11 protein-coding genes are annotated in these 18,712 nt (G+C 49.4%); 5 read left to right on the top strand and 6 right to left on the bottom strand.

Features of this window, described 5'->3' with window-relative positions:
* The first annotated feature begins 513 nt into the window (after positions 1 to 513).
* Both IDZ20_RS05360 and IDZ20_RS05355 read left to right on the top strand, forming a co-directional pair.
* The gene (locus IDZ20_RS05360) at positions 514 to 3,042 is read left to right on the top strand and encodes a glycoside hydrolase family 9 protein (RefSeq protein WP_188150397.1); all 2,529 of its coding nucleotides are present in this window, start codon (positions 514 to 516) and stop codon (positions 3,040 to 3,042) included.
* Between the two features lie 273 nt (positions 3,043 to 3,315).
* Positions 3,316 to 5,151, top strand: coding sequence for a glycoside hydrolase family 9 protein (locus IDZ20_RS05355; protein WP_188150396.1), 1,836 nt, complete (start codon positions 3,316 to 3,318; stop codon positions 5,149 to 5,151).
* A 122-nt stretch (positions 5,152 to 5,273) separates the two neighbouring features.
* Here IDZ20_RS05355 and pckA read toward each other — a convergent pair whose 3' ends face one another.
* From pckA to prfB, 4 genes are all read right to left on the bottom strand, one after another.
* Positions 5,274 to 6,896, bottom strand: coding sequence for a phosphoenolpyruvate carboxykinase (ATP) (gene pckA, locus IDZ20_RS05350; protein ID WP_188150395.1), 1,623 nt, complete (start codon positions 6,894 to 6,896; stop codon positions 5,274 to 5,276).
* Between the two features lie 329 nt (positions 6,897 to 7,225).
* Positions 7,226 to 7,915: a uracil-DNA glycosylase gene (gene ung, locus IDZ20_RS05345; protein WP_188150394.1), complete on the bottom strand. Its 690-nt coding sequence runs from the start codon at positions 7,913 to 7,915 to the stop codon at positions 7,226 to 7,228.
* Positions 7,916 to 7,927: 12 nt separating this feature from the next.
* Entirely contained in the window at positions 7,928 to 9,442 is a 1,515-nt protein-coding gene (lysS, locus tag IDZ20_RS05340; RefSeq protein WP_188150393.1) for a lysine--tRNA ligase, read from the bottom strand.
* Positions 9,443 to 9,535: 93 nt separating this feature from the next.
* Positions 9,536 to 10,631, bottom strand: a protein-coding gene (gene prfB, locus IDZ20_RS05335; protein WP_188150392.1) for a peptide chain release factor 2 whose coding sequence is annotated in 2 segments (ribosomal slippage) — positions 9,536 to 10,558 and positions 10,560 to 10,631 — 1,095 coding nt in all. Because the reading frame shifts where the segments join, the coding sequence is not laid out codon by codon here.
* Positions 10,632 to 11,196: 565 nt separating this feature from the next.
* On the opposite strand from prfB, the gene IDZ20_RS05330 reads away from it, so the two are divergent.
* Both IDZ20_RS05330 and IDZ20_RS05325 read left to right on the top strand, forming a co-directional pair.
* Positions 11,197 to 14,190 carry an MECDP-synthase gene (locus tag IDZ20_RS05330; protein WP_188150391.1) on the top strand — a complete coding sequence of 998 codons (2,994 nt, stop codon included), beginning with the start codon at positions 11,197 to 11,199 and terminating at the stop codon, positions 14,188 to 14,190.
* Between the two features lie 259 nt (positions 14,191 to 14,449).
* Positions 14,450 to 14,701 (top strand): 4-diphosphocytidyl-2C-methyl-D-erythritol kinase, encoded by a 252-nt coding sequence (locus IDZ20_RS05325; protein WP_188150390.1) that lies wholly within the window; start codon positions 14,450 to 14,452, stop codon positions 14,699 to 14,701.
* A 68-nt stretch (positions 14,702 to 14,769) separates the two neighbouring features.
* Here the strand turns inward: IDZ20_RS05325 and recJ are convergent, their stop codons facing one another.
* Together recJ and IDZ20_RS05315 are read right to left on the bottom strand one after the other, a co-directional pair.
* Entirely contained in the window at positions 14,770 to 16,506 is a 1,737-nt protein-coding gene (gene recJ / locus IDZ20_RS05320) for a single-stranded-DNA-specific exonuclease RecJ (RefSeq protein WP_188150389.1), read from the bottom strand.
* A 75-nt stretch (positions 16,507 to 16,581) separates the two neighbouring features.
* Positions 16,582 to 17,409, bottom strand: coding sequence for a nitrate- and nitrite sensing domain-containing protein (locus IDZ20_RS05315; protein WP_188150388.1), 828 nt, complete (start codon positions 17,407 to 17,409; stop codon positions 16,582 to 16,584).
* A 330-nt stretch (positions 17,410 to 17,739) separates the two neighbouring features.
* Here IDZ20_RS05315 and IDZ20_RS05310 point away from each other — a divergent pair, with 330 nt between their 5' ends.
* The gene (locus IDZ20_RS05310; RefSeq protein WP_188150387.1) at positions 17,740 to 18,615 is read left to right on the top strand and encodes a diguanylate cyclase; all 876 of its coding nucleotides are present in this window, start codon (positions 17,740 to 17,742) and stop codon (positions 18,613 to 18,615) included.
* Positions 18,616 to 18,712 lie beyond the last annotated feature (97 nt).

Genomic DNA, 18,712 nt, shown 5'->3' with positions numbered 1-18,712 from the left:
GTAAAAATATTAAGTGAAACGACGATAACGCTATTGCGAAAACACAATGGACTTGAAAGAGTAAAAACATAAGCAGTTGGCATTTAATCGCGCCATAAAACTTTCTGTAAAATTAAGAGAAGCTACACGTCCCGTCACTAAAAGGCACTTCACAAATGGTGAAGATCGCGCGCCTAATTTAGCGCAGCTCTTCTCAATTCGTAAAAAAAGCGGCGGCTTTTTACTGTAATCCCTGTACCTAGCTGCTAGTATCCCAGCGACTTTGAGGACAACTCTAATAAACCTCAAGCATGCGTATTACCTATATGTAGCGTCTAAGTGCAGTACGTAAATGTTGTACGTAGATTTAGCGCCCAAATCTCGGTTGCCGTAATTACCGACTCTGTAATTCCAGAAAAGAAGTTCGCTGTAACCTATTCATTTAGTTTCTTCATTTAGCTTTCCCTATTTTTGGCATCCCTATAGATGTTAATTAACTATCACTTTTACAGTGTTATAAACAAGGAGCACCCCATGACCTTAACCAAACGGTCCGTTGGTCAGTTCGCCAAACGTTGTCTAACGACATCAAGCTTAATTCTTGCTGCATCTCTCCCGCTCACCGGCTTTGCCGAAGTGGGTAACCCTCGTGTAAACCAAGTTGGCTATGTTGCCAATGGTGTGAAAGTAGCGAGCTACGCTGCCAGCAGCAATACCGCCAGCACCTGGGAATTGCGCCAGAACGGCAGTGTAATTGCGAGTGGCACCACCAATCCTCGCGGTGTAGACGCCGCGTCTGGCGATAACATCCAACAAATAGACTTCAGCAGCATCGCCACCACGGGCAGCGGCTATACATTGCATATTGGTGGTGACGAAAGTTACCCATTCGATATCAACAGCAATATTTACAGCCCTATTTATACCGATGCGATGCGTTATTTTTATCACAATCGTTCCGGCATCCAGATCGAAACCCAATACACCGGTGGCGGTAACAGTAGTTACAGCGCCAATAGCCAATGGGCAAGACCAGCAGGACATATCAACAACGACTCAAATCGCGGCGATTACAATGTTGGCTGCTGGTCGGGCGATAGCTGTAACTACACACTCGATGCCATTAAAGGCTGGTATGACGCTGGTGATCACGGCAAATATGTTGTGAATGGCGGAATTTCGGTTTGGAAACTATTGGATCTCTACAGCCGAACCGCAGGCGCGGGCTCCAGTGCAGCGAAGGGCATTATTATTGATGACGGCGCACTGAATATTCCAGAAAGCAATAACAACGTTTCCGATCTTCTCGACGAAGCACGTTGGCATTTAGAATTTATGATTGCCATGCAAGTACCCGATGGCCAAGCCAATGCAGGCATGGTTCACCATAAGCTACACGACGTTGGCTGGACCGGTTTACCACTTGCTCCGCACGAAGACAGCAACGAGCGTGCGCTAGTGCAACCAAGCGTAACGGCTACATTAAACCTAGCCGCAGTCGGCGCAAAATGTGCGCACCTGTTTCAAGGTATCGACAACGCTTTTGCTGCTAGCTGTTTAACGGCGGCCGAAAAAGCGTGGGACGCCGCTCAACAAAATTCTAATGCCACCTATACCGGCGGCAGTGATAATGGTGGCGGCGCCTACGGTGACAGCGATCCTTCCGACGAGTTTTTTTGGGCCGCAGCAGAACTCTATCTGGCAACGGGCGATGCTAAATATAAGCCCACGCTTACTAGCTATACAGTAGAAGCGACCGATTGGGCCTGGCCAGACACAGCCCTGCCAGCCTTGATGACCTTAGCCGCGCCCTATGAATCTATGGATTCAGACCTGCGCAGCATGGCACGCAACAAACTGCTAGAAATTGCCGACGCCTATGTAGCGACAATTAATAGCACCGGCTACTTCGTTCCTAACGATGAGACTGAGTACTATTGGGGTTCTAATAACATTGTTGCTAACAAAATGATTTTGCTGGGTCATGCTTACGACTTTAGTGGCGACAGCCGCTATGCTGAAGCCTTCTCCAAATCAATGAACTATTTATTTGGTAACAATACCCTATCCATTTCTTACGTTACCGGTCACGGTGAGAACCCCGTTAAACAACCACATCACCGCTTCTGGGCAGGCGCTCTAAGCGGTAGCTATCCTTGGGCGCCGCCCGGTGCACTCTCTGGTGGACCGAATGACGGCCTACAAGACGACACCGCAGCGGCAGCGTTAAGCGGCTGTGGCAGTACGCCGGCTAAGTGCTTTATCGATGACATAAATGCGTGGTCTACGAATGAGATCACCATTAACTGGAATTCCGCCTTGGCTTGGGTAGTCGCCTACCAACACGATTTAGCTAGTAATAGCGGTTCAAGCTCCTCATCGAGCTCTTCTAGCTCCAGTTCAAGTAGCTCTAGTTCAAGTAGCTCTAGCAGTTCGTCTAGTTCGTCTAGCTCGTCTAGCTCGTCTAGCTCGTCTAGCTCAAGTAGCTCAAGTAGCTCATCGAGCTCTAGCAGTTCATCGAGTTCAAGCAGTAGCGGTGGCAACTGTACCGAGCAGTGTAAATGGTACCAAGACGACCCTCGCCCGTTATGCGTAAATCAGAGCAGCGGTTGGGGCTGGGAAAATAACCAAAGCTGTATTGGCCGTACGACCTGTGAAAGCCAAAGTGGCAGTGGTGGAGTGGTGAGCAGCTGTTCTGGCTCCAGTTCATCGTCGAGCAGCTCGTCATCAAGTAGTAGCTCTTCGTCCAGTTCAAGCAGCTCGTCGTCTAGTAGTAGCTCATCTTCGAGCAGTTCGTCTTCAAGCTCTTCCTCGAGCAGTAGTTCATCTTCGAGCTCTTCGTCGAGTAGCAGTTCATCCTCGAGCAGCTCTTCTTCGAGTAGCAGCTCAAGCTCGTCGTCTAGCAGCTCGTCATCAAGTTCGAGCTCATCCGGTGGTGGTGGCACTTGTAACTGGTACGGATGGAACGTTGCCATTTGCCAGAACACCAGCTCTGGCTGGGGCAACGAGAACAATCAAACCTGTATCTCGCGCTCCGCTTGCGGTGACAGAGTAGTAAACTAACCCCAAAACTAGCGGTAGTTATCCTAAGTAACTACCGCAGTAGAAGTGCCTCCCAAACCTAACGCCTGCAATATGGCGTTAGGTTTTTTTATATCTGGAAGCCGCAAACTCCACTTAGGGAAATCGCTCGCAAATACTGCTACCATTCTGCCCCCCTCGCCTTAACTTTTCAGGTGCTAGAATAGTGCCCCCGCCTCATCTGAGCGCTGGGTACGAACCAGAAAAACAAAAAACGTTGGGGAAACAACCATCAAAGCCCAGCAGGAGCCCTCCATGCCATCACTTTCAATTTTATCCAGACAATTCGCTCGCAGATTCAGTAGCGCTGCGCTGGTGTTAATTGCACTCTACATCGCCACGCCCGCCGCTGCCGAAATGGGCAACCCCAGGGTCAATCAAGTTGGCTATCCTACAGCTAGTAAAAAAGTCGCAACTTACAAAACGAGTGCAACGGCCTCACTAAAGTGGGAACTGCAGCAGAACGGAAAAACCTTAATCAAAGGCAAGACTAAACCACAGGGCTCTGATGCCGCATCGGGCGATACGGTTCATCACATCAACTTCTCTAAATTCAAAACAGAAGGCAGCGGATACACCCTGGTACTGGAGGGTGACCGCAGTTATAGCTTCGCAATCGGCAATGATCTTTACTTGCCCATTTTCTACGATGCGTCGCGCTATTTTTACCACAACCGCGCGGGTATCGAGATTAAAACCGAATACACTGGCGGCGGCCTTGGTAGCTACGCCGCCGACAAAAAATGGGCTCGCCCCGCAGGACACCTAAATAAAGGCGTTAATACCGGCGATTTCAACGTTACCTGCTGGCCGGGAACAGAATGTGACTACAACTTGAGCCCGGTAAAAGGCTGGTACGATGCCGGAGATCACGGCAAGTACGTGGTTAACGGTGGTATTTCTGCGTGGAAAGTTCTCGATATTTATGAGTGGTCCGCGAAAGCAAAGCGCGCGAATAAAAAGCAATTGGCCAAGCTCGCCGACAATACTTTTAATATTCCCGAGAGTGGCAACGGCACTTCCGACCTTTTGGATGAAGCCCGCTGGCAACTCGAATTTTTGATGGCCATGCAAATCCCTGCCGGTCATCCCAAAGCTGGCATGGTACATCACAAGCTACACGATATTGGCTGGACGCAACTGCCACTAGCGCCACACATGGACAAACATAAACGAGCGCTGGTACGTCCAAGTGTTACCGCTACGCTCAACCTTGCAGCGGCCGCGGCTAAGGCCGCTCGACTCTATCGCGACATCGATAAAGATTTCGCCAACCAGTGTTTAACCGCGGCGACTACAGCCTGGCAAGCTGCGCTGGCGAACCCCAGTGACTTTTACCTGTTTGGCAACGATAAAGGCGGTGGCGCTTATGGCGACGGTAATGCGGACGATGAGTTTTTTTGGGCCGCCACAGAATTGCTGTTAACTACGGGCGACAAACAATATCTACCAAGGGTGGAAAATTACACGGTCAATTCAAACGACTGGGCCTGGGCCGACACCGACTTACCAGCACTCATGAGTCTTGCAGTGCCTTACGGGGAAGTGGACAAATCAATCGTTAAAAAAGCACGGAAGCAGTTGCGAAAAATTGCCGATGGCTACGTCGAAACTATTAAGGACACCGGCTACCTTGTGCCTTCCACACCACAAGATTACGTTTGGGGATCGAACAATATTGTTGCCAACAAAATGATTTTGTTGGGCCACGTCTACGGCTTTACCGGCAAGGCGCGTTACGCCAATGCCTTTACCGCATCAATGAACTACCTGTTCGGCAACAACCCTATGTCGTTCTCCTATATTTCCGGTCACGGCGAAAACAGCTTAGCCCAACCACACCACCGCTTTTGGGCTGGTGCAATTGATGCCAGCTATCCTTGGGTGCCACCTGGAGCGCTGTCTGGTGGCCCAAATAGCGGCATTCAAGATCCGGTAGCCAAGGCACAAATTCCAGACTGCCCTACAACACCGGCTAAGTGCTTTCTAGACAACATTCACTCTTGGTCGACCAATGAAATTACCGTTAACTGGAACTCTGCACTAATGTGGATAGCGGCATTTCAACACGACTTAGGAAATGAAATTTAATACCTTTTGATAAAACGTTAACGTAAAAAAACCCCTCAGTTCGGACGTGAACTGAGGGGTTTTTATTTATGGGGTGACCCATTTATTTAAGTTCGTGGGGCATCCGCTTGGTTCTACATTTACTATGCTGGCTCGGCCGCCAATTGAGGGCCTGAGGCAACCAAAGCCTTACCGTCGTCATTATCAGTGAACTTTTCAAAGTTTTTGATAAACAAGTCAGCTAATTTCTCGGCCTTTACTTGCCATTCACCAGCATCGACATAGGTATCTCTTGGGTCCAAAATGTTGGTCGCTACGCCAGGTAACTCTGTAGGCACTTCCAAATTGAAAACTGGAATTGTCTGAGTTGGAACATTATCGACAGAGCCATCCAAAATTGCATCGATAATACCGCGCGTATCTTTAATGGAAATACGTTTGCCGGTACCGTTCCAGCCGGTGTTAACTAAATAGGCAGTGGCACCCACGGCTTCCATCTTTGCGACTAACTCTGCACCATACTTCACAGGGTGAAGGGTCAAGAACGCCTTGCCAAAACAAGCAGAAAAAGTAGGCGTAGGTTCAGTAATACCGCGCTCTGTACCGGCCAATTTCGCTGTAAAACCAGACAGGAAGTGATACTTAGTTTGGTCTGGGGTTAACTTTGAAACTGGAGGCAACACACCGAAGGCATCTGCCGTTAAGAAGATCACTTTCTTCGCATGCCCCGCTCTAGAGATAGGCTTAACAATATTATCAATATGATAAATTGGATAGCTGACTCGAGTGTTTTCAGTGATGGAATGGTCGCCAAAATCAATTTTACCGGCTGCATCAACGGTTACATTTTCCAGCAGCGCATCACGCCTAATCGCCTTGTAAATGTCAGGTTCACTTTCAGGGTCTAAGTCGATGGTTTTCGCATAACAACCACCTTCAAAGTTGAAAATACCATGCTCATCCCAGCCGTGCTCATCATCGCCAATTAGCTGGCGTTTCGCATCCGTAGATAAGGTGGTTTTACCGGTACCAGAAAGCCCGAAGAAAATTGCAACGTCACCTTTTTCGCCAACATTCGCAGAGCAGTGCATGGAAGCCATATGATTCAAAGGTAGGTAGTAGTTCATCATTGCGAACATACCTTTTTTCATTTCACCGCCATACCAAGTTCCGCCGATAACCTGCATGCGTTCGGTCATGTTAAACACCGTAAACACTTCGGAATTCATGCCGTGCTCTTTCCACTTTTTGTTAGACGTTTTAGAGCCATTCATAACAACAAAATCTGGCTCGCCAAACTCAGCTAGCTCTTTTGCGCTAGGACGAATAAACATATTGGTAACAAAGTGCGCTTGCCATGCAACTTCAACAATAAAACGCACTTTCATACGAGAGTTTTCGTTCGCACCGCAAAACGCATCGACAACAAATAACCGCTTCTTAGATAGCTGCTCGCCAACAAGTGCTTTTAAATCTTTCCAAACTTCTGGTGTAACGGGTTTGTTATCGTTGTGGGCAATATTAGAATCCCACCACAAATGTTCACGACTAACATCATCGAGAACAATGAACTTGTCTTTTGGAGAACGTCCGGTAAAAATCCCAGTGCTAACATTTACCGCACCTAATTCTGTTACAACACCTTTCTCATAGCCTTTAAGATCTGAACGTGTTTCTTCTTCAAACAACGTGTCATAAGAAGGGTTGTAAACAATCTCGCTGACATCGTGAATACCATATTTACTGAGGTCTAATTGTGTAGCCATTGTCTACTTCTCCCATGTGAAGTGTTTCAAATTCGTTGCCAAGCAAAAGAAGAACTTTGTCGACTTAACCACTAGAAAAATAACTACGTTCATAAGTGGATAAACCTAAGATCATTCTCGCTTTCTTTGATTCTTATTATAGGGAAGGGACGCGCGACAAGAAATCTTGACGATTGATCCACGTCAAGGAGTGGTTCGACTTACCGAATTTAGTTTTTGTTTGGCGGGAAAAGTAGGCAACACCCTTAATATTCAGAGGGTTATAGTGAAGGAGTTGTTACACAATCAAAACTATAGGCATAAAGATATAAGATGGAAAATGACAGAACCTAATCGGGAATCGACCAATCAATAGGTGATATACCCTTTTGTACTAAATATTGGTTAGCTAGAGAGAAATGATGATTACCGAAAAATCCGCGATGCGCAGACAGGGGGGACGGGTGTGGAGACTGGAGAACACAATGACGACTAGCATCGATAACTTGGCCTTTTTTCTGAGCATAACTACCCCAAAGAAAAAACACGAGATTTTCACGATGCTCCGACAATGCCGCGATTGCAGCGTCGGTGAACACTTCCCAACCACGGCGCTGGTGCGAGCCTGCGTTGCCCTGCTCCACGGTAAGGGTGGCATTTAACAGCAGCACCCCCTGCTCTGCCCAGGCCTGTAAGCAACCGTGCGGCGGCGTGGGAATGCCTAGATCAGTGGCGAGTTCTTTGTAAATGTTTTTTAACGATGGTGGCGTTGCAACACCTCGCTGCACGGAAAAACACAAACCGTGAGCTTGACCAGGGCCGTGATACGGGTCTTGCCCAAGTATCACGACTTTAACCTTCTCGAACGGGGTTGAATTAAAAGCGTTGAATAGTTTGGCACCGCTCGGGTAGAGCGTTTTACCGGCGACCTTCTCTTGCTTCAGAAACTCGCGCAGCTGTTGCATATAGGGCTGATCAAACTCTGCGCCTAAATGCAACAGCCAGCTATCGTCGAGCTTACCCTTGGTCGCTATTGGCATAATGCTAACGGCCTATACTTTTTCTGGCCGCATATGAGGAAACAACAGTACATCGCGAATCGACGGAGAGTCGGTTAACAGCATAACCAAACGATCGATGCCAATACCTTCGCCTGCGGTGGGTGGCATACCGTACTCAAGTGCTCGCACGTAGTCGGCATCGTAGTGCATCGCCTCGTCGTCACCGGCATCTTTCTCAGCAACCTGCGCTTTAAAACGCTCAGCCTGATCTTCGGCATCGTTAAGCTCGGAGAAGCCGTTGGCAATTTCGCGGCCGCCAACGAAAAATTCGAAGCGGTCGGTAACAAACGGATCATTATCGCTGCGACGCGCTAGTGGCGAAACTTCTGTGGGGTACTTGGTGATAAAGGTTGGCTGCTCTAAACGGTGTTCAACGGTGGCTTCAAAAATTTCGATTTGAATTTTACCTAATCCCCAGTTGTCCTTTAAGGCAACGCCTAAATCCTTAGCCACTTTTTTAGCGCTTTCGATGTTATCTATATCGGCAGCAGAAAGTGTGGGGTTGTACTGCAAGATCGAATCAAATACCGATAGACGTATGAATGGCTGGGCGAAATCGTAGGTTACCACTTCAGGTTCGGCATCGCCTTTCGCTGGTTTGGTGTTGGCAATTTTAGTAGAGCCCATCACCTGTTGCGCTAGGTTTCGCAGCATGTCTTCGGTGAGATCCATCAAGTCTTGGTAGTCGGCATAGGCCTGATAAAATTCCAGCATGGTAAATTCTGGGTTGTGACGGGTCGACAAACCTTCGTTGCGGAAATTGCGGTTGATCTCATATACCCGCTCAAATCCGCCAACAACCAAACGCTTCAAATACAATTCTGGCGCGATGCGCAAAAACATATCGATATCCAGTGCGTTGTGAAAGGTCTCAAACGGACGTGCGGTAGCACCGCCGGGAATGGCTTGCAGCATAGGTGTTTCCACCTCAAGAAAATCGCGAGAATTTAAATAGTCGCGAATAAACTGTACGATCTTCGAGCGTAAAATAAAGGTGTTGCGCACTTCAGGGTTAGTAATTAAATCGACGTAGCGCTGACGGTAGCGAATTTCCTGGTCGGCGAGGCCGTGGAATTTATCCGGTAGCGGTCGCAGTGCTTTGGTTAGCAGTTGGTATTCATCCAAACTCACATAGAGGTCGCCCATACCGGATTTATGCAACACGCCTTTCGCCGCGACTATGTCACCTAGGTCCAGCGTTTTAACAAATGGCCGCGCTTCCTTGGTTACGTAAAGTTGAATAACGCCACTGCCATCTTGAATTGCAAGAAAAGCTCCACGGTTGCGAATTAAACGCCCCGCGACACTTTTTACCATTGCCTGCTCGGCAAGCGCCTCTTTGCTTTCTTCACCAAACTGGTCTTGCAGCTCTTGTGCTTTATGCTCTGGACGAAAGTCGTTGGGGAAGGCATTACCCTGTTCACGCAGTACGGCCAACTTGGCGCGACGCTCGGCAATCAGCTTGTTTTCATCTTGTGGCACGTCGTTCTGTGGTTGCTTGCTCATGGGTATTAAATTCCTAACCTGGTATCAATTTCAATTTGGGGTTCGATAAATACGCTTATCAATCAATCGGTAAATAGCAGCCTCTAAAACGCGTTACAAACCCGCTTTTAAGCTCGCCTCAATAAAATCATCTAGATTGCCATCCAGCACCGCTTGGCAGTTGCTGGTTTGCACACCGGTACGCAAATCTTTAATGCGCTGATCATCTAATACGTAGGAGCGAATTTGGCTGCCCCAACCGATGTCGGACTTGCTGTCTTCGAGCGCCTGCTTTTCTGAATTGCGTTTCAACAATTCCTGTTCATACATACGAGCACGTAACATTTTCATCGCCTTATCGCGGTTTGAATGCTGTGAGCGCTCACTCTGGCACTGCACAACAACACCAGAAGGCTCGTGGGTAATACGTACCGCCGAATCAGTTTTGTTAACGTGCTGACCGCCAGCGCCACTTGCGCGATAGGTGTCTACACGCAAATCGGCGGGGTTGATATCAATTTCAATATCGTCAGAAATTTCCGGAGACACAAAAACTGAAGCAAAAGACGTGTGACGACGACTACCGGAATCGAACGGCGATTTACGCACTAAACGATGCACACCGGTTTCGGTGCGAAGCCAGCCAAAAGCGTAGTCGCCTTCAAAACGGATGGTCGCGCTTTTGATCCCCGCCACGTCACCCGCAGAGGCTTCTTCAAGTGTCGTTTTAAAGCCTTTGTCATCACCCCAGCGCAAATACATGCGCAACATCATCTCGGCCCAATCTTGCGCTTCGGTGCCGCCGGAACCGGACTGAATATCCAGATAGGCATTGTTCGGGTCCATCTCGCCAGAAAACATCCGGCGAAACTCCAATATGGCTAGCTTTGCATCTAAGGCTTGAGCTTCGCTCTCTACCTCGGCAATACTGTCTGCATCGTCTTCGGCGACGGCCATTTCAATTAATTCGCGACAGTCCGCGACACCTTGATGCAGCTCTTCGATAGTTTCAACAACTAACTCTAGGGAGGCACGCTCGCGGCCTAATTCCTGAGCTCGCTTTGGGTCATCCCAAACGCTGGGTTCGGCTAATTCCAGTTCAACTTCTGCTAAGCGTTCTTTTTTCTCTGGGTATTCAAAGATACCCCCTAAGCACGTCGGTGCGCGACTGAAGATCCGACAAGTGATTTAGCAGAGGATTAATTTCCATTAGGGTTCTCAAAACGGTTAAATTCTAGGGGTGAAAATGCGCGCGCATTGTACCCTAGAGCCGCCTACAACTCTAGGGACTGCGGCGTGCGCCTCGGCCTTGCGACGATGCCTTATGCGTCATTGATAGCGACAGCTCAGTCTTGAAGCAGCCTTAGATCAACCCTGAGTCCATCAGGATGGAACTACAGATAAAGCACTGATAAGTGACCGGATAATATCCTGTTGTCGAAAAACCCTATTAAAGCTGCAAGAATTGCCCACTAGGCCCTCGACAAATATGTTGCGACTGCTACTATTCGCAGCTGAATTCAATTTTGGCTCGCGACGCTAGGCAGTCACTTAGCTGGGTGTGTCGCCATTTTCCCTTTGCGATAGATAGCCGAAAAAGGCACACGAAAAAACGAGAATAAAGAACGACAATAACGATATAAAGATAGTGGCCTCGCCTGTACCGACGGCTGAGGCAGGCTACACTAATAGAATGAAGTCCGCGCGATGGCGCTACAAGAATAATAGATCTTGCCAAGAAAGATCGAAGAGACAACAGGTCAGAGGTATTACCCATGGTCAGAAACAGCCTTACAGCGCTTTTGTTGGCGTCGCTACTCAGTTTAACGGCGTGCTCTAGTCACGAGGATGATACTGGGCAAATGACAGCAAACGGCGAGCCCGCGCCATCGGCCCGCACTTACGTGGTATTTAGTCCCGCCACCAGCGATTTGCCGATCCCTAATGACCTCTTGTTTAGTAGCGAAACACTCGCCGACGGCACGATGTTCGCTGGTTCCGATCCAGCCAATCCCGTCATTAGTGGTATTGATGCGCTTGACGGCAACTCAGTAGCGGCTCCCTTCGACATCAGCTTCTCCGGCCCGCTGGACACATCTCAAGTTTTGGATGCGCGAAGCTTTATCCAAGTAGACTCGGCCATTATTCCAAATCCAAACCAAAACGTCTTTTTGCTACCGCTTACCTTCCCCAGTGGCGACTCACTACTACAAGCATCACTGGGCGGCACCAGTATCGAAGTGCCGACATTTAGCGAAGCTGCCGCATACCAAGCCGCCGTCGCCAGCGGTGATATCGGCACCCTTGCCGCACTCGCCACCCCGGCTCTACGCGCGGAAATATTGAGCCTAGATAACGGCGTTTATAACACCCTACGCATTTCGCCGCTTACGCCGCTACAAGCCGAAACAAAATATTTAGTGGTAATCACCAAGCTACAAGACTTCAACGGCAACAAAGTCTACCCATCGACCGCCTATGATTACATTCGCGATGATAACTCCAATCTCGGCCAATTAGGGCTAGATGGCCTGCGGGACGCCATTCAGTCATGGGAACGTTTAGCTGCGGGCTATTTTGGTTTTATGGGACAAGTGTTCGATGCAGCCGGTATTAGCGCAACAGCGCCCAGTTCCGACGACATCATCCTTACCCTCACCTTCACTACGGGCGGCACTGACAGCATCTTAACGAGCTTAGCTGCGCCAGAAACCTTCTTCGAAAAGAATCTCCGTACTAGCTATAAGCAAGACGCAATCGTTAAGCTCGTCTCTGGCACCTATAACCTCAGTGGTGACAATAGCGCAGCCACATCCATTACCGAAGGCGCAATCAATTCCACACTGAATGTTTTGCTAACTCAGCCCATACTGCCCGGCGATCAGCCCAACCCTTTGTATAACGCCGGTATTGCAGCCGCGATTGCTAACGGTGCCGACTACGCCACTATCGCTAGCGATGCAACGGCCGCGCATATTATGCAGCGCGCTGCCGCAGAAGCGGCCATCAGCGTGCACAACAGCGGCAGTGCTGAATCTGGCGACGCAGAACCCTATGTGGATATAGCAACCGAAGCCGTCGGCAGCGTTGCCGCGCTCGCCAACGCTGCCGGCACACCCGTTAATTCACTCTTTCCGGTACCCGCCGCACGCAGTAGCAGTTTTTATCGAGTAGATCCTGTTGGCGACGCCCTATACGGCCCCGCAGCTGAAGGCGAAGACGAAAGCCACCCTCGCAACCAACTAGCGCCAGCGCTACTTTACCAAGGGCAGATTAACCTGCCCTTATATCAGGCGACGCCTAGCGGCGACGGCAGTGCGGTAACCTCAAGTCGCTGGCAAGCCGATGCTGACGGCGTCGGTCTTATTCTCGATATGGCCAAAGGTAACGAGCTCGGCTCGACACCACCGTCAGACAGAACCACCTATCGCTTCCCTTTCCCCGCGAAGCGGGCCGACGTAACCATACCCGTTATGGCAACACTGCCAGAAGCAACCACGCTAAGTAACTTTGGCGTAACCAAGCCCGCTAACGGCTGGCCTGTCGTTATATTTATGCATGGTATTACCGGTGATCGCAGCACCTCCATCCCCATGGCTGATGCCCTCGCTTTCGCCTGTGTTCACGGCGACCTCAGCGGGCCATCTGGACTACCCTGTTTTGCGACACTGGCGATAGATCAGCCCTTGCACGGTATTACCCCCAGCGGCAGCGCTGTTTCGCCCTATATTCGCAGTGTTACCGACCCCAACTACCCTCCACAAGCTAACTTAGCGACCGAGCCCGCAGCTGATCTTATCGAACGCCATTACGACTACAGCTCCGACGCAGAAGCCAACTCTATAGCCATGAGTTACGACGGCGGTTTCGGTGATTCCGGTAGCCTGTTTATCAACCTCAAGAACTTTGAAGTTTCACGCGACAGTATGCGTCAGGCGATTCTTGATCTGCTTAACCTCAACGCATCGATTGCATCCATGGATATCGATGGTGATGGTACCGCCAATGATATTGATCCCAACCGCGTCTATCTAGTCGGTCACTCGCTTGGAGGCATTACCGCTATCACCTTCGCTGCGGTCAACAACAACACCGCCGTGCAAGCCAGTCCCTTCTCCGCACTGCCACGCATTCAGGCTGTCGCGCCGCTATTTGCCGGTGGCGGTGTGCCGCGGTTACTGGTCAACTCAGAAACCTTTGGCGCCACTATTTTGCAAGGACTGGCAGCAGCAAGCGAGGAGTTAGTGCAGGGCCGTTCGGGACTAGAGTCTTACTTAAGCGTATTTCAAGGTGTACTTGATTCGGTCGATCCAATCAATTTCGTGAAACCATTGGCGCACTCTAACACCGGCGTCTTGTTCGCAGAAATTGTAGGTGAAGGCAACGACAGCTACCCTTCTGATCAAGTTATCCCCAACGGCGCCGATGCAATCTGGGGCGAGCAAATTTCACCACTTTACGCAGTGCTTAACAACGGCTTCGTCATAGACAACTTTCCAGCCCCACTCGCGGGAACTGAGCCATTGCTAGCCTTAGCCGGCGCGGAAAGTACTATCAACGCTACCGCCAGCGAGACGCCAGCAGTACTGGTAACACGCTTTACCGAAGGTAGCCACCGCACTCCGGTTGCGGCTGGTAATACAGATGCAGACCCGTTCACCAGCGCCGCTACCTTCTATGAGTTACTCAGTGAAATTGCGGTGTTCTTCGCATCTAATGGAGTGGTGGATGGGTCTATCGTGGCTAATCCCGAAGTCGTACGCCCATAAAGCTAAGTACGATTAACGACATAGCACCATTAAAGAGATAATAGTTACCACCTTAAATATAGTTACTGCCCTAAATTTAGGGTAGTAACTAGAAGACCACACTTCCCATTGCTAACACTATCCCGGCACCACACTAAAAAGCCCACGAAAAGATGAGAAAATATCCTTTTATTTCAATAGGATAAGACGGTAACTTGACAACAAAGATTAACAAACTAGAATAACTCACTGATACTAATCATTCAGTGAGTTTCTGCCTGTGGAATTTTTGGAAGCCGACCATCCCGAGTGGATGCAAATGTGGGAAGAGTTAAGTGAGTATGCGCTTAATGAAGGCGATGCTATCTGTCTATTCCTAGGCCGCTGCTGGGAATATATGGGGTCTAGCGACAGCCATCACCACTTTCGACACAATCTACACCCGCGCACAGGTAAGGCCGAATATGCCTACGTAGAACGCCGCCGCGCTGGGGTTAATTGGGATAATGCCGGCTGGGCGAAAACCGCCTAACACGGAGCCCATTGTTAGCCGTGCCCTATCCCGAGCCCCTTCTATACCGTTATCAAGCTCGCACATAGCTATTCGAGCTCTTCAAGATAGTCGACCAAAAGCTGCAACTTCTCTTCGCCACGATATTCATTAATCGCCAACTTATAAACGATACGAGCAAACTGAATATCATTGTTTGGCCAAGTGTCGAGATCCACATTAAACGCAATAGCATCTATCGCCACACCAGAATAATCCGCCGGAGAAACCAACAGCTTTAGATGTTTCTCTCCGACGATCCGCTGCTGAAGCAACCTGAACTCACCATCGAAACTTGGCTCTGGAAAGGCTTGGCCCCAGGGCCCTAACGCCTGCAATGTCTTTGCGACCGACAGGTCAAAATCTTCCTGCTCTAGCTCCCCATCCGTCGCTAGACTCGCCTCTGGCTCAACAAAACCCAAAGCCTCACCGACGGCAAGTTCAAACGCCGTTTTAAACCTATCTAAATCCTGCAGGGCAAGGCTCAATCCCGCGGCCATTGCATGACCACCAAACTTGGTTAGTAAACCGGGGTTCTGCGTGGCCACTCGGTCAAGCACATCACGTAGATGAACGCCGCTAATAGAGCGACCTGAGCCTTTTAACTGGCCTTCGCCATCTTCGGCAAAAACGATAGTGGGGCGATGCAGACGGTCTTTGATTCTAGAAGCTAGGATGCCAATCACTCCCTGATGCCAGTCGGTTTTATAGAGGCAAACCCCTAGCGGCCAGTCGGCATCATTACTCGCGAAATCATCCAAGAGCTTTACCGCCTCAACTTGCATCGACCCTTCGATCGCGCGCCGCTCTCGATTCAAACTATCTAGCTCGCGCGCTAAGCCGCGCGCCTCATCAATGGAGTCGGTCAACAAACAGCGAATCCCCAACCCCATGTCGTCCAGACGACCTGCAGCGTTCAAGCGTGGCCCGGCAATAAAACCTAAGTCGCTAGCGGTAACTTTATTGAGCGGTCTACCGGCAACTTCAAATAGCGCTTGAATACCGGGAACGCAGCGTGCCGCGCGCATTCGCTTTAAACCCTGCGCAACTAACACGCGATTATTCTGATCCAATGGCACTACGTCGGCCACAGTGCCAAGTGCAACAAGGTCTAACCAGTCTGCCATTTTAGGCTCGGCGATATCCCCCTTATCAAACCAACCCAATGCTTTCAGACGAGCGCGTAAAGCGCTCATTACATAAAAAATCACCCCAACACCCGCGAGATTTTTACTGCCAAATTCGCAACCGACTTGGTTGGGGTTGACGATGGCTTCGGCACTGGGAAGTTCGCGACCCGGCAGGTGGTGGTCGGTAACAATAACCTGCATACCCAAGGCCTGAGCAGCGCGAACGCCATCGACGCTGGCGATACCATTGTCAACCGTAATCAATAGTTGCGGGCGCTGAGCGGCTATAACGGTGACGATTTCAGGGGTGAGGCCGTAGCCATATTCGAATCGATTGGGCACAACAAAGTCGACATGTCGACAACCAAATGCTCGTAAACAGCGCACAGCCAAGGTGGTACTAGTAGCGCCATCCGCATCAAAGTCTCCCAGAATACAAATACGCTTTTGCTCGCGAAGTGCCTCTACCAAAAGATCACATGCGGCTTGCAGCCCAAGCATCGTCGCTGGGGATTCTAGCTGACGCAGTTGGTAGTCGACTTGCTTAGGGCTGGCAACGTCTCGATTAGCTAATACACGACGGGCAAGCTCACCAAACGGCGCGCCCGCATTGTCGAAGGTGACGCTCGCGCTGCGCCTTTGGATGAGTTTCTTCATTGAATGGAGCGCCTTAGATTTTCTAGCTCGGGGGTTGGCGCATGATACTCCGCTGACAACGAGGTGCAACCGCCTCTAGCGACCCGTTACCTGGCGATGAAGCTTTAACATTTCACATTCAAACTGTTCGATAACCAGATTCATCGCGCCAGTAGCCGTACCAAAAAACTCCATTGCTGACACCGGCCCGCGCCCCTCCACCACTTGGCTATCTACATAACTCAGGAACACCGCGAGAGACTCTTTTTGATTGCTGTCTAGAATCCGTCTGCAGGCAGAGTGATTTAGTAGGTCCTGAATCTTGCCCATATTTTTCTTTACGGTAGCAATTTGCTTCCCTCGCCCATGATTGCCCCCCGAGTTAAGTATCTCTACACCTAAGGCTCGAACTTGGCCTATTAGCTCGCCGATGGTTAAGAACTCCTGCCAAACCAGGCGAACATCGGCAAAACGGCTGTTTGAATAAAGCCCATAGCGAATCGCAACGTCATCTAAGATGCTTAACAAGGATGCAATCAACCGCGAGTGCTGATCAAAGCTACCCTCTGAAGATATTGTAAAAGCCTTGACTGAGAGGCTCGCCCAGTGGCGAGAAACGCCCTGCCAGTCTTCATTGGTATCGAGCCAATGACTCAGCGAACTCGTTTGTAGAATATCCATCGAGATCTGCTCTTGCAGTGTCTCAATTTCCGGATACACCTCTTCATTTCCAGTCAGGTATGCAGCGCTTAAGCCTCGGTGCTGCTGCAAATGAACAAGTAATATTTTGCCTGCTTGTAGCACTTGCACGCCAGCCAAAAGATCGGCATTCCGCCCACGCCTTACGGCCAAAGCATAGCCAGTAAATGCCAGAAGTATCAGCAGTAAAACGAAACCTGATGTCAACATAAAACTAGCAGGCATGGCTGCCTCTCCGATTATTATGAAGAACGCACAACGATAACTCGTGTTCAAAGTTGAGCCCGAACGCAAGCGGCACATCAATGTTATGGGAACAGGTCTAATTCAGAGCAATTAATATTCCATCTTGTATAGATGGCTAGAACCACCGAGTAAATCATTGCACACGGGTCTAAATCAGCAACTAAACTAAATTATGTCGTTGAATAAAATCACAACCCAGCCACAAATCGCACCATGAAGGTGCAAAAAATGAAAAAGGCACTTTAAGTGCCAAAAAAACGCTTTTGTACTAATCTTTAGATAATGATTTAGGTAATCACAGGAATCGCCATGAATCTTACGCAACTTGTTTTCAGCGCAGTATTGGCAATGGGCGCGCTTGCTACTGCAATTCCGTGCACTGCGGACGAAACGGTAAGAATCGCATCTCGAGGCGATGCAAATGCCAACTATGCGATTAGTATGATCAAGCTCGCGTTAAAACACGCTGAGAAAAAGTATTCGCTCGATATATTTGATGCGACGCTAACGGGTGAGCGTCAGAAACAAGGATTAATAGAAGGCTCAATAGATGTAAGCTGGACAGCAACGAACAACGATATGGAAGAGCATACACTTCCTGTACGAGTACCACTTTATAAAGGATTACTGGGCTATAGGGTGCTGCTGATGAATGCCGAAAGCCTGAGCAATTTTCGCCATATAAATTCCCGCCAAGACCTACTTTCCCACACCTTTGGCCAAGGTCGTGGCTGGACCGACACAACAATATTAAAAGCCAACGGTCTTACCGTAATCGAAGCAAATAAATATGAGAGCCTTTTCCACATGGTTGACGGTAAGCGCTTTGAAGCATTTCCGCGCGGCGTTCACGAACCCTGGCTAGAAATGAAAAATAGGCCAGAACTCAACCTTGCCGTCGACAACCGTGTGATGCTTGTTTACAAAATGCCATTTTATCTTTTCGTAACACCGACACGACCAGACCTTGCAAAAGCTATCGAACAGGGGCTGCTCGCAGCGATAGACGATGGTAGTTTTGACGAACTATTTTTCACAAATGATACCGTCCGCACAGTCATCGAAAAGGTCGACCTTTCCTACCGAATGGTATTTGAGCTTAAAAACCCAGACCTGCCACCAAAGACTCCGCTCGACAATACCAAACTTTGGATTACGCTCGACGCATTAAAAGATGGAGCATAGTAGCGCTAGGAATTAAATCCTCGGCCACTTATTTGCAGGCTCACCACAAATTCGAGACAAAAAAAAGCCCCAATTAGGGGCTTTTTTCATAACAAGA

The sequence above is a fragment of the Teredinibacter waterburyi genome, from assembly GCF_001922985.1.
In the GTDB taxonomy this organism is placed as follows: domain Bacteria; phylum Pseudomonadota; class Gammaproteobacteria; order Pseudomonadales; family Cellvibrionaceae; genus Teredinibacter; species Teredinibacter waterburyi.
The sequence above is the reverse complement of the archived record's forward strand: the minus strand, read 5'-3'. Positions and strand labels throughout refer to the sequence as shown.

What these genes read in the sequence shown, in the direction of transcription:
- lysS (WP_188150393.1), bottom strand. Translation starts at nt 9,442, where the DNA reads ATGAGCAAGCAACCACAGAACGACGTGCCACAAGATGAAAACAAGCTG.
- IDZ20_RS05310 (WP_188150387.1), top strand. Translation starts at nt 17,740, where the DNA reads ATGAATCTTACGCAACTTGTTTTCAGCGCAGTATTGGCAATGGGCGCG.
- IDZ20_RS05315 (WP_188150388.1), bottom strand. Translation starts at nt 17,409, where the DNA reads ATGCCTGCTAGTTTTATGTTGACATCAGGTTTCGTTTTACTGCTGATA.
- ung (WP_188150394.1), bottom strand. Translation starts at nt 7,915, where the DNA reads ATGCCAATAGCGACCAAGGGTAAGCTCGACGATAGCTGGCTGTTGCAT.
- IDZ20_RS05360 (WP_188150397.1), top strand. Translation starts at nt 514, where the DNA reads ATGACCTTAACCAAACGGTCCGTTGGTCAGTTCGCCAAACGTTGTCTA.
- IDZ20_RS05330 (WP_188150391.1), top strand. Translation starts at nt 11,197, where the DNA reads ATGGTCAGAAACAGCCTTACAGCGCTTTTGTTGGCGTCGCTACTCAGT.
- pckA (WP_188150395.1), bottom strand. Translation starts at nt 6,896, where the DNA reads ATGGCTACACAATTAGACCTCAGTAAATATGGTATTCACGATGTCAGC.
- recJ (WP_188150389.1), bottom strand. Translation starts at nt 16,506, where the DNA reads ATGAAGAAACTCATCCAAAGGCGCAGCGCGAGCGTCACCTTCGACAAT.
- IDZ20_RS05355 (WP_188150396.1), top strand. Translation starts at nt 3,316, where the DNA reads ATGCCATCACTTTCAATTTTATCCAGACAATTCGCTCGCAGATTCAGT.